The sequence below is a fragment of the Nocardia sp. NPDC004718 genome, from assembly GCF_053601535.1.
The window spans coordinates 135,158-147,696 of sequence record NZ_JBSGCA010000017.1 but is presented as its reverse complement, the minus strand read 5'-3'; the positions used below and the strand labels follow the sequence as shown (position 1 = coordinate 147,696).

General features: G+C 67.4%; 9 protein-coding genes. 8 read left to right on the top strand and 1 reads right to left on the bottom strand.

The features are described 5' to 3' along the window. The first annotated feature begins 1,300 nt into the window (after window positions 1-1,300). The 8 genes from ACWEH3_RS15835 to ACWEH3_RS15800 all read left to right on the top strand — a co-directional run bounded on the left by ACWEH3_RS15835 (window position 1,301) and on the right by ACWEH3_RS15800 (window position 10,921). Complete coding sequence (locus tag ACWEH3_RS15835) at window positions 1,301-2,965, top strand: hypothetical protein (RefSeq protein ID WP_450018487.1); 1,665 nt, start codon at window positions 1,301-1,303, stop codon at window positions 2,963-2,965. A 45-nt stretch (window positions 2,966-3,010) separates the two neighbouring features. Beyond that, window positions 3,011-4,480, top strand: coding sequence for a PE family protein (locus ACWEH3_RS15830; protein WP_450018485.1), 1,470 nt, complete (start codon window positions 3,011-3,013; stop codon window positions 4,478-4,480). Between the two features lie 22 nt (window positions 4,481-4,502). After that, window positions 4,503-4,841 carry a YbaB/EbfC family nucleoid-associated protein gene (locus ACWEH3_RS15825; protein WP_450018483.1) on the top strand — a complete coding sequence of 113 codons (339 nt, stop codon included), beginning with the start codon at window positions 4,503-4,505 and terminating at the stop codon, window positions 4,839-4,841. Next, the gene (locus ACWEH3_RS15820; RefSeq protein ID WP_450018481.1) at window positions 4,838-5,563 is read left to right on the top strand and encodes a hypothetical protein; all 726 of its coding nucleotides are present in this window, start codon (window positions 4,838-4,840) and stop codon (window positions 5,561-5,563) included. The genes ACWEH3_RS15825 and ACWEH3_RS15820 overlap by 4 nt, the downstream gene beginning before the upstream one ends. Continuing rightward, window positions 5,560-5,934 carry a hypothetical protein gene (locus tag ACWEH3_RS15815; protein ID WP_364431815.1) on the top strand — a complete coding sequence of 125 codons (375 nt, stop codon included), beginning with the start codon at window positions 5,560-5,562 and terminating at the stop codon, window positions 5,932-5,934. Before ACWEH3_RS15820 ends, ACWEH3_RS15815 begins: the two co-directional genes overlap by 4 nt. Before the next feature lie 37 nt (window positions 5,935-5,971). Then, window positions 5,972-6,289, top strand: coding sequence for a hypothetical protein (locus ACWEH3_RS15810; protein WP_450018478.1), 318 nt, complete (start codon window positions 5,972-5,974; stop codon window positions 6,287-6,289). 7 nt (window positions 6,290-6,296) lie between these two features. Beyond that, entirely contained in the window at window positions 6,297-8,840 is a 2,544-nt protein-coding gene (locus ACWEH3_RS15805; RefSeq protein ID WP_450018476.1) for a hypothetical protein, read from the top strand. 146 nt (window positions 8,841-8,986) lie between these two features. Next, a complete protein-coding gene (locus ACWEH3_RS15800) occupies window positions 8,987-10,921 on the top strand; it encodes a type VII secretion target (protein WP_450018474.1) in 1,935 nt (644 codons plus the stop codon). 422 nt (window positions 10,922-11,343) lie between these two features. Here the strand turns inward: ACWEH3_RS15800 and ACWEH3_RS15795 are convergent, their stop codons facing one another. Beyond that, window positions 11,344-12,462: a hypothetical protein gene (locus ACWEH3_RS15795; protein ID WP_450018472.1), complete on the bottom strand. Its 1,119-nt coding sequence runs from the start codon at window positions 12,460-12,462 to the stop codon at window positions 11,344-11,346. Between the last annotated feature and the right edge of the window lie 77 nt (window positions 12,463-12,539).

Sequence of the window (12,539 nt, the reverse complement as noted above, 5' to 3'; positions counted from 1 at the left end):
GCACCGCCTCCACCCGCGGAGCCACCACACCACCCGGACCACCCTCAACCGACTGACCCGACCCCTGACCAGGAACAGCACCCTGCTGACCAGGCGCAACGGCTTGGCCCTGCTGAGGCGACGCCGAAACACCCGACCCAGGCTGCCCCGACTGGATGGCGCCATTGGACGAACCGGGCGCAGGAGTTCCCGGTTGGCCCGGCGCAGGGGGAGTACTCGGTTGTCCCGGCACCGCCGTACCAGGCCGTCGTTGCTGATCCGGTCGGCTCGACCACGGCGTCACCGGTCCGGTCCGCTGATCTTCCACCGTTTCCGGCTGTTTCGGGTCTATCTCGACCCCGGCGGGCCAGATTTCAGCTGACGTCATGATCTTCCCCGGTTGTCGGTGCCATCGGCAGATGGAGAATGCTCGAACGGTGGGTTCGAGTACGGGTCGCAGGTTTGTCCAACCCTTTCCTCGCAAGTTGCTGTGGACCGTCTGACTGCCTGGACAATCGCGCATGTCAGTGTAAGTGGATGTGTGCCGGCTGCTCCGGTTCCGCCAGCGTTGCGCTTCCCGTAGTTGGGAAGACTCGACAATGAAGACGTCGAAAGTAGGTCTCACTCATGGTCGGTCGCTGCTTGTATGGCTCATCGACGATGAGGTGTTCGATCGAGAGGCGGACCTGGCCGTGGTGATGTGCGAGCTCTGTGCGGCTCCATCCGGAATTATGTCGGTCGAGGTGGGGAAACCGCAGACGCGACGGCCACCCGGTCGTCGTGAACAGGTGCTCGCCCTGGTATCAGGTAGGTGACCCATGGGTTTCTTAGGGTTTTCGTGGGGTGACGTCGGCAAGTTCGTGGCGACCACCGGCCTCACCTGGGCGGGTGGCGCTGTCGGCGGTCTGATCGGGACCGTGATCGCTCCGGGAGTCGGGACGGCGATAGGCGCTGCGTTGGGTTCTGCCCTGGTGGGAGGGGGAACGGAAGCGGCCATAACCGGAATCGAGGGCGGTAGCTGGGACGAAGCGCTGACAAATGGTGCTCAAACCGGTGCTCTCGCGCTGCTCGGAGGAGCCGCCGGTGGTGCCGTTCGTGGTGTCATCGCGAGAGCCGGTGCAAGCACGGTGTCGTCGGCGCTAACCGGCGCGCTGAATGCGGGAGGCCGCACTTGGTTGACCAGTGCCGCGTTGACCGCTGGAATCGTGGGCGGCCAGCAGGGAGTGAAGTCTCCGGAGCCACAGGCTGTTCCCGATAAACTCCCGGTGCGTCCGGCGGGTGTGGAAAATCGAGGCACTAGTTCGGCCGCGCTGGTGTCTCCATGAGCGAGGACATGCCGACCCTGTATGTCCCGGACGTATATTCCAAACGGTGGCCGGCGGAGCGGCTCAAGCTCTATATCGCGGTTCATGATTTTCTGGAAGTAGACAAGGGCGAGGACAAGTGCCTGCACACGACTCTCCAGATGGGCTGGGAATATCTCGGTAAGGGTAACGCGGAAAAAATGCCGATCAAGGCGCCGGTGCCGCAGGTCGACCTGAAGAACTACTCGGTCAGGGCGGCCGTCTTCGAAGACTACGCGATGGTAAACAACAAGCTGGTGGACACTTTCGAGAAGATGGAGAAGCGGGACGTCGGGGTCGCGAAAAAGGTCCACGATTCGAAGGTCTCCGTAGAGACCGCCAGAGACGACTATAAGAACAAACTCATTCCATATCTCAACACCCAAGCCGCGGCTCCGCCCCCGGATCTGGATGAAAATCGTCATGTCATGACATACGTCACCGAAGGTTGCGAAAAGTCTCTGCAAATCACGAACACAACGAAATCCGAGCAGGAAGACATCGCAAAAGGCATCAAAGGTGATTCCGACGAGACCGACAAGATGACCAAGGACCTCAAGGATCGGGTGAAGGCGCTGGAGACGGCCGCGGCCAATCCGACGGGGTATCCGCAGAACGTCGACACGTCGAACTACCCCACGACCGGCAACAACGACCAGACCATCCCGGCCGCCGTGGACAACAGTGCCTTCCCCACCGGCCTGGACAGTCTCGACGACCCGACTTCCGGCACGACGCCGACAAATCTGGACGGCACCGGTACGGACGGCGCCGGTCTGAACAACCAGACACCCAGCGGTGTCGACCCCACCGGAACCACGCCGGGCGTGACGACACCCGAGACTCCGAGTGTGCCGTCGACCGCCGCCGCATCGCCTGCGAGCTCCGGCCTGGACGCGATGTCCATGCTGCCGTTGATTGCGGGGCCACTCATGAATCGTTTCGGCGCCGACACGGACCTGAACAGCCGCCGCTCGGAGCTGTATCCCCGTCGCTACGACGACGAACTCGATCCGGTGTACCCGCAGCGGGTCGCGCCGCCGACCGTCACGCAGCCCGCGGCGGTACAGCCTGCCGCAACGGCCCCCACGACGCAGCACACCGGTGCGCCGACCGGGACGACGACTTCCACACAGCCCGCGGTGGCGCCCGGTCGTACACCGGGTGCGGACGGCAGCGTGGTCTACACCTTCCCCGATGGACGCACGCAGAAGGTTTCCGCGATGCGCGCCCAAGTCCTCGACGCGGCGTTCGGTAACAAGAGCGGCACCGACGCGCAGAAGGCGTACGAGAAGACGTCATCCAAGTGGTCGGACAAGAAGCAGATCGGCGCTCCCATCGATCCTTTCCAGGCGATGACCGGAGACGTCGGCATCTGGGAGAAGCGCACGGCGGTTCTCGTGGTATTCCCTTCCGACACGGGTGGCACGATGGAGGTCATCGTCGACGGCGAGCTGAAACCGTGCAATCCAGCTGAGATGTCCGACAAGGCAGGAGAATTCGGTGCGTTCCAGGGGTTCGTGCACCCGAAGGACACCGATGTGACCGCGCCGGTGGACGGGGGCGCGCCCTCGGCGACACCGGGCACGGCCGATCAGTCCGCGAACGCGGCAATGCCGGTTGCCGCGGTACCCGCGGGCTGATCGCGCGAGCAATGTGGCAGCGGCAGATGAGGATAGGAGGTCGCGATGGCGTTGAATGTGGATCCGCAGGAACTCGTCGCTGCGGCATCGAAACTCGCCGGGGTGGCGCGCGATACCGGGGCGGCGATACCCGGCGGATGGGTGGTGCCCGCGGGAGCTGACCCGATTTCCGCCGCGGCGGTGCCGCAGCTCAACGCGCAAGCCGCGTCTCTGCTCAATGGCATGGCGGGTGTTCTCACCGATATCCAGCGCACGGCGTACAACATCGGCACGGCGGCGGCCGAGTACACCGCGGGCGATGACGACGGCGCACGGGCCATCAACGGCAGCGGCGGTGAACGCCTGGCCAATCCCGTCGGCGATGTCCAGGAAATCGACCAGCGGCGCCCGCCCGCGCTGAGGTTCCCCGTCGCGGGGGGCGCCGTCGACCCGTTGACCTTCGCCCAGCAGTTGCACTCGGGCCCCGGGCCGGGCGCGGCGAAGGGATTCGCGGACGCGTTGCGCAAGTTCGCCGGAGGACCGCACCTCGCGGCCGTCGACGGAGTGGACTCGGCGACGAGGTCGATGCAGCACTGGGAACCGGTCGGCGCGAAGGCGGCGTCGGAACTCGGCCGGCGCCGCGGATGGCTCGACCAGCTCGGTACGGGTCTCGGTCTGCTGGCCGACGGAATCGACACCTACAGCGACGCATTCCGTACCGCGAAAGCGAAGCATCCCACGCCGGAGGAGATCATCGCCGCGCGCAAGGAGCTCCTCGCGGCGATGCGCGCCAAGAACGAAGCCGGTATCCAAGCGGCGCTGGCGAAATTCAACGAACAGAACGCTCGTTCGGCGGAGACGATCACCGGATATTCCACCGAGGTCGGCTCGAAGGTCGGCACCGGCGAAGGCACCGGCGACGGCAAGGGGAGCGGTAGCGGTAGCGGTGACAGCAGCGCGTTGAGCCAGATGCTGCCCGCCTTGCTGGGTGCGATGACTTCGGCCGGAATGCCACTGAGTCAGCTCGGCAAGTCGGATCCGTCGGAGGCCTACGACGACTACGGCGTCGATAACTACGGTTACGAAGATCTCGGCATTCCCAGCGGACTCGGGACGGGCAGCCCGAGCGGGATGCCCGTCGGCAGTCCCGGTCTCGGCATCCCGGATATCGAGCCCGAAACCGTTGCGGCGACCGCTCTGCCGGTGGCCGCGGCGGCCAGTCTGGGTTCGGGCATGCCCCGCACGTCGGTCATCGAACCACTCGCCGCGTCGTCGGCCGCAGGGGCAACCGCCGCACGTGGCGGATCGCCGATGATGCCGTACATGCCGATGGCGCCGGGTATGGGCAACGCGGGAGGCAATGGTAACGACCGCAACCGAGTCGTGGCGTGGCATCCGGACCGCTTGATGTATGTCGATGACACACCGCACACCGAAGCGGTGATCGGCGAACGGCCGACCATAGCCCCGACCGTGACCCCGCCGACGCCCGGCCCGGGCAACCAGACACCGACCCAATCCGGAGGTAACGCATGAGTGAGCGCAGCGAGGTGGAGCCATGAGTTCCATCCACCCGGACGTGCAGGCGGCTTTGGACGCCGCCCGCAATCTGCGGCACCGGATCGCCGAGATGCGGGAGAAGATCGACAACATCAGGGCACGCAGGCCGTCGCCCAGCGGCGCGGTCATCCCGGAAGTCGACGCGATGGGCAGGCTGACCGACCTCTACCTCGCGCCGGGCACCGCTGCTCGGCTGACCTGCCCCGAACTGGTCACCGAGATCATGGCCGCCATCCGGGAGAGCACCGCCGACGCGGCACGGCAGTACCAGAGCGTCATGGAGAACCCCGTCGAGGCGGCCGAGCCGGTCGCCACCACTTCCGGGCAGGCAGGATGACCGAGCCGGCCCCGGATGTCACCGTCGCGGATACGGTGCGGTGGCTGCACGACGAGGGGCTGGTCCGTCTGGCCGGGGTGGCGGACGGCATTTCGGAGACGATCGTCGCCTACACAATCGATATCGCCACCGGAACTGTCTCGGCGCACCCGGCGACCGGCGGTGCGGTCGGCTCGGACGTGGTGTCCCTGGCCGCCGACGATCTGCCGTACCCGGTGGGCACCGCCAGGCGTCTGGTGATCGCCGGTGTCACGACTACGGATTCGGTTCTCGTGGTCGACTTGGCGGCCACCCTCACCATCGCGATCAACGCCGACCATCCCGAGCAGGCGGCTCGCTCTTGGGTGCTGCAACTGCTGTTGAATCCCGAGGTCACCATCACCACCAACAGCGCGGGCGTCGCGATCGGAACCAGTGCCCGGTTGCGGCAGAGCTTCATTCCCGGCGGCGGCGCGACCTTGGTCAATGTCGACGACACCCGCCCGCCGCTCACGGCCGTCACCTTGAACGCAACTACTGACGGTCCCGACCATCTCGATGTGGCAGCCGACGGCACCGGTGAGATGTATCTCGGCGCCCGGTTCTGGCAGTTGCGCCAAGTCATGCGCATCGAGGACGCCGCGTGGTCCGCACTGGCAGCGCGCCTGGAATCCGTGTCCGACGATGCCGACTACCTGATCGATCCTCGCCCCGGCGAACGATTCTCGGAGAGCAGCCGATGACCGACATGCACTCGTTCCAGGTCGACGACTTCGACGTCGACGACGACGGTGAGCGCGAAGCCGCCCCGCCGGACTGGCGGAACCTGACCTACGAGGTGTTCAACCCTGATCACACGGTCGGCGTCGGGTGCGACCGGGACGGGGAGATCATCGGCCTGTATATCACCGATGACGCCCGCGACAACGGCGACGAGTGGCTGGCTTCCCAGATCGTCAAGCTCGCGCGGCTGGCACACGCGAAATCGCGTGTGGGCCTGCGGGCCGAGATGGAGTACAAGGGCACCCGTTCCTACACGATCGACTCGTTCGACCTCCCGACCGAGGCGTCGTATCGCGCCATGGAGGAATCCGAGTTCCGACGCGACACCTGAGTGCCGACCGCCGCAACGGCGAGACAGGACAGCGACAATGACCGACAGACTCGACACCGACCCGCCGCACGAGGTGATCGCCACCGCGTACAAATGGGGCACGGCGATGACCACGACCGGTGGTCGGACGAAAGGGACCGTCGACGGCTTCGTCGCGCCGCGGCGACCCGAATCGGAGCTCGACCGCCAACTCGTGGCGAAGACGGAGTGGATCAGGACCACCTTTGAGCGTGCGGTGCGTGCACACGGCCGCCGGGCGGAGGCGACCACGCAGTTCGCGGCACGGACCTCCCACGCGCACGGTGACCACGATCGAGAAGGCGCCGCCGCGGTGCGTAGCGCCGAACCCATCTGACTCGCCGATGGAACCGGAGCGCAGCAGTCCGTACTGGACCGAGATTGTCAAAGACAACTGGCCGGCGATCTCGCCGGGGGACTGGGATGCGCTCGAACGTCTCGCGAGCGACGGCGCGGCGGGGTTGGATCTGCTCGATGCCGACAGCAAGCGCCGCGACTTCGACGAACGGGTTCGCGCCAGTGCCGCTCTGGACCCGATCAAGGACGAGATGCTGCGCCAGAGCAAGAATCCGCAGGCGTTCGCCGATGCCTTGGAGGCGGCAGCCGGCACCTTTCGTTTCTTTTCCGACCTCGTCTATCGGACACGCCACAAGATCCTGGACGTGGTCGATGAGGCCACTCGGAGGATCAACGCGACGAAGCGGGCCGCCGCGGCAGAAGAAGACGAAGCCGACGCCCAGGCGATCCGGAACCGGATTCCCGGAATAATCGACGCCGCCCGGAACGACGTCGAGGATATCGTCCGAGCGGCGCTCGGCGCGCTCGGCCCGAACGACCTGCCCAGTCTGAACCGGATCAGCGATGCGCTGAACCAGCCGGGGCCTTGGGAGCCGGAACACCGCAGGGCGCACGATCACAGCGGTGGCGACCACCAACAGAACCGTCCGGCCACGGATCACTCCGGCAGCCCACGGCATGACGGATCACCGCGGGTGAACGGGCCGAGGGACGACCCGCCGGTTGCGGTGTTCCCCGAAAATGTCGGTCATCGACCGACCGTGGACCCGGGCGAGGTGCTGTTGCCCGGTGACGAACTCGGGCAACAACCGAATCCGGAGCCGGTGCAGGACGCTTCGGTCGGCCCTTCGGCGATAAATCCTGTGCCCGACCAGCGCACGCCCGGTGGGGCGACGACCGTACCCGTGAGCAACACGGCCGGTCCGGTCGCCGACCACGGACCCGGTCTGCCCGCCGCGAGTGGCCCGCCTCGTCACATCACGGACAGCGAGCCCGTGGCTTCGGACCAGGATGTGGCGACGGACGGTCACGATCAAGGTGTGCCCGGTTCGGATGCACACGGTTCACGCGGAAGGGACCAGGATGTCTCGGTCGACAGAACGGAGTCCGCGAGCCCCGACCGTGCCACTACCGTCTCTGCGGCGGAACCGCACGACATTGCCGCATCCGACCAGTTCACCGGTTCCTCCGTGCCCGGGGCCGACCCGGTCGCATCGGCCCCGCCGCCGTTGATTCTTCCTCCACCTGTCGCGGCGCCTGTTGCCACCGCGCCGCCCGCATCGTCTGTACCGGCCACACCCGCCGCCTCGGCCCCTCCTCCCGGCTCGTCGGTCTCCGCTCCAGCGGCACAGGCGGGCTCGGGGCCGCCGCAAGTCCAGCCGAAGCAGACCACGGTCGCGCCGAGCGAAACCCGTGGACCGGCCGCCGCGCCCAAAGTCACGGCAGTGGGCGCGACGCCACCTCCCGGGGCGAGCGGCACCGGCCGGGCGCAGCCGCCGGAACGGACCGAACAGCGTGCTGATGCGGACAAGGACGACACCGACGACTCGATGCGCACCGTGGTGGGCGCGGCCATGACGTCGGCGGCCGCACCGGCATTCGTACTGGGCGAGCGAGTGGATGGCGACCTGGTGCTGGCCCGCACGCTGCTCAGCGGCGTCCTTGCCGCGGGCGGCGACACGGTCATCGGGCTCGGCTGGGCAGTCTCGGTGATGCGTCATTCGAGCGGCATCACCGCATTCATCACCTCGAACGAGGGCCGCGGCTGGATGCCCGCCGGGCTGTACCTGCCGCGTGAGATGTCCACGCCGTGGGTGTGGGAGGTGGCCCAGAGCGCGTGGGAGGGTGTCGCCGATCCCGCGCGTGTTCTGGCCGAATTCGGAATCGCCTGGGGCCGCAAGTCCGGTGCTCGGCTGACCGCCGTCGTCTCTTCGGAGGAAGTCGGTGCCGAGTTGCGACGGCAATTGGGTGACGTGCCGATCGAAGGTGAAGTCCCCGCCGCTTCGGCGATGGACTTCAGCGCGCCGAAGCCGAATCTGGTCGACCGCCTCGAACTGATCGGAGCTCCCGCGCTGGTGCAGCGGGCCGCGACCACGCCGGAGTCGGAGATCGGGGTGCGATGCTGGGAGTTGGCCTGGGACGCGCATGTCCGGGTCCACAAAGCGGGTCTGGGTTCCCCCGCCGCGCTGGCAGCGCCCGCGACACGGGAGCGGATCCTCGGCGCGCTCCGGCAGGGCCGTGAGGTATCGCAGGAGTGGTGGGAGGAGCTGCGGGATGCCGACGACCTGCTCACCGCGACGATGCTGTCGCGGCGTGTCGATGTGTCCAGGGTCGCGCTGGGCGAGTTGCGCGCCGATCAGGCCGACGGCCGGTACACATCGGAGATGAGCGCGTTGCGCGCCATGGTTTTCGAGCGACGCTGCGACGAACTCGTGCTGCTGCTGGCGGAGGACGCGACACGCAGGCGTCTGCGCGACGCGGTGTACGCGCACGCGCAAATCGTGGGTCATCCGGACTTCGTCGCACCGGCTCCGGGCCCCGCTGCCGCCCGGACCCGTCGCCCGACCATCACCGCGGGTCCGGGTCGGTGAGGATGGGCCGGGCGCCGCAATAGACGAAAAGCGCTACGGCTCAATGCCACTGATCAAGGCGTGAACCGGGCAAACGCCGCGCACTACCCATGGCTGGGAAGGATTGACAATAGTGGGACGTGTGGTGGGAAAGGATCTGATCGAGCATGCCGAACAGCATGGAAATCGACCCTGCGGTTTTGCGTCAGCTGGCCGACCAACACCGCCGGGTCGCGGCCGATACCAGGGAATGGGCCAAACCGCCCACTGACTGGCTCGCGAACTTCCTGCCCACCTACGGCAAGATCGCCTATCCGGTCTACGAAGCGCTGGAGCGCTATTACGATGCCCGCCAGCGTGCGGGCGAGGCGCTGGCCAGTGAACACGACCGCACCGCCGACTCGTTGCAGGCGTCCGCGGCCGCCTATGAGCGGCACGACTCGGAAGCTGCCTCGGAGATCCGGCGGCTGATCGACGACACCGATCACCGGTCCCCGACCGGGCTCGGCGGAAGCCCGACCGATCAGTACGGTCCGGGTGGCACGAGGACGCCGGTCGGTTCCGCGCCCGGCGACAGCCCCGTGTCGGCCGCTCCTACTTCGGCAGCCCCGGCCTCGGCGGGCCCGGCCTCGGCGGGCCCGGCCTCGGCCGATCCCGATGGCGCCCAGAACTACCCGCTCGGTACGTCGCCCGGCGGCCCGAACGGTGCGTCGCCCACAGGTACAGGTGTGCCCGGAGCGACCGCTGTGCCGACGGAATCGGTCGGCACCAACGGCGCTGGAACGCCGAACGCGGCCGGCGCGACGCCGACAACAACGGGAGGACCGTCGAGCACCGGCGTGACCGCACCGACGACCGCGGGCATGCCTCCCGGTGGAGTCGGGCCACTCAACGCGAGCCCGGACGACCGAGGCGCCACGCAGCCGGCCAGCGGCGCGACCGGCCGGTCGGACATGCCGCCCATGCCGGTCCCGGTCGCGAGCCCGTTCGCCGCCGCTGTCGCCTCGGCGAAGGACAAGGAGGCCGAACCTGCCTACGTGGTGGGCAGCCCGGTGAACGACGATCTGGTGCTGGCCAAGACGCTGCTCGGTAGCGTGCTCGCCGCCGTGGACTCTCCGGTGGGCATGGCCTGGGCGGTCGCGGTGATGCGTGGTCCAGGAGGAATCGGCGTCTTCATCACTTCCAACGAAGGCCGTGGTTGGTTGCCCGCAGGACTGTTCCTGCCGCGTGAGGTTTCCACGCCGTGGAACTGGGACGAGTTGCTCGCCGCCGACGACGGTGCCGGTTCACCGTGGGAGGGTGTCACGGATCCGGCTCGAGTACTGGCGGAATTCGGCCTGGCGTGGGGCGGCAAAGCGAATGCGAGCTTGTCTGCCCTGGTCTCCTCCGGACCGATCGACCCCGGCTTGCGTGCCCGATTCGGTGACGCGGCGATGGAAGGACTTGTCGGTCCGGTCTACGACGTCGACCTGCGCACGTTCACCCCCGACACGGCTGACCGCCTCGGTCTTGCTGGTTCGGTCCCGGGTCTGGAGCATGTCGCGTCGGTGCCCGACGCGAAGGTGGCATCTCGATGTGTGGAGCTGGCCGCGGATGCCCACGCACAGGTCGGACGTTCCGGACCGGTGCCCGCCGAAGCCGCCACGTCGCGCAAGGTGCGGGAACGGATCCTCGCCGAGTTGCAAGCCGGGAGGGCCGTGCCGCGCGCACTGTGGGATGATCTGCGCGACGCCGACGATCTGCTGGCGGCCTCGATGCTAGGACAGCGGGTCGACGTGGGCCGCGTGGAGATCGGCCAGCTACGGCTGGATGCCGGTGTTTCCCCGTTGCGCAGTATGGTTTTCGAGCGACGATGCAACGAGCTGGTGCTGCTGCTGGCCGACGAACCGGGCCGACAGACTCTGCGCGACGCTGTCTACGCGCACGAACAGATCACTTTGCATCCGCAATTCGTCTCGACACCGGCGCCCGTCTCCGCCGCCGTGCAGCCCGAGCGGGTCGCTCGGCCCGAGACGGTTCCCTCGGTCACCGCACCGGAAGTCGCCGGAGGGCCGCCGCCCACGATCGTCGTCGCGCCTTCGCCGCCGCCGGAGCAGTCGTGAAAGCTCAACTGTTCTAGAGTTTTTCCGGAGGTACGGACACGGTGCGGTGGGATGCACACCCACCTCGCCGCAACCCGGATCGCGCGTACCTGCCGGCAGCCGTGCTACGCGAATCCGGGCGGTGCAGGGGGTGATGGCACACACTGGGCAGGCACCGGCAATTCCGACCGAGTTGCGGCGACGGCCCATACCGGGGATCAAGGGCCGGTCGAAGACGGTAGCACCGGCGGTTATACGGGGATGCTGCGCTGCCGTGCTCATGGTGACCGACGCGGCCGACACCGATGGTTGCGTTGATCCACACGGCCCGCGCCGACGCCCGTCCGCCCGACCCCGATCGTGCCAGGCGGATAGCCGGAATATCGAACCCGCGAACTAGTACACGCGGGATCAGATCGAGCGGCGACCGAACGGCCGCTCCACTATGCGTCGATGACCGAGCTTTCTTCCCGATCCGGTTCGCGCTCGTCCACCGCATCCTGCGCGGTCTGGCTGTCGGGCCGATCGGCGGCAGACCTCTCCCTGGTCCGCCGAGCCGGGATGACGCTGGGCGATCCGGTGGCCGGAGCCCCGTTCTGTTCGCCGGGCGGCGCGGTATTCGCCGCCGGCGCCGCGGTGACGCCGCCGGGTGGCGCGGTGGCCGGTTGCGCTCCCGTCGGCTGCGCGTTCGGGGCGCCCTGCGGCGGCGCGGCGGCAGGCGCGGCCTGGTTGCTGGGTGGCGGTGCTTGGCCCGGCTGTCCGGGAGCGCCGTTCTTCTGGTTCTCCTCGGCCTTCTTCGCCTTGTCCTCTTCGGCCTTCTGCATCATCTGGGGTATCTGCGAGATCAGCGGCATGGCCGCCATCGGAAGCATCGCCAACATCGGCAACAGCGACGACAGCCCGCCGTCGCCGCCGCCACTGCTGCCACCGGAGGTGCCGCCGCCGCTGGTTTGGCCGCCGCTCGAACCTCCATTGCCGCTGCCGCTTCCGCCGCCGTTGGCCATGTGATCGTTGAGTTCGGCGATCGCGGCGACCTTGTCGTAGACCCGGTCCACCGCGGTGGCGACAGCTTCGAGATAGGGAAGCTCGTCTTTGGACTTGAGTTTGCGCGTGCCCGCGCGCTTCAGCGTTTCGTTGAGGTTGGCGACGATATCTTGGATGGATTTCACAGCCCGCGCCTGCTCGCTGGCCACGGTCTGCGAGGTCCTGATCACCTTATTGTCCATCTGCAGCAGTTGAAACTGCTTGGCCTCGACCTTGTCGACGCTTTTGCGATATTCCTCGTCCGCTTCGCCCTCGCCGAGGGTTTTGTAGAAGTCGGGCTGCAGCAGCTCTTCCACGTCCGGCGGCGGCGTGGGCATGCCGCGGCCGAGCAGGTCGACGGCGGTTTGGATGGCGGTCTCCGCCATCGCGATGAAGGCGCGCAGCCCTTCCGACGCACCGGGCGGGCAGTGCAAATGGATCGGCACCACATGCTTGGCGTCGGAGGCATAGCTCGCCAGAGTGGTGGATGCCGACGTCGTTGCCTTCTTGGCTTCGGTATTCGTCGCCGTCGTTACCATGCAGCCGCCACCGCCTCTCAGAAGTCACCCTTATTCTCCCGGCTTCCCGATTCTGGGAAGTGGTTCATAGTACGATT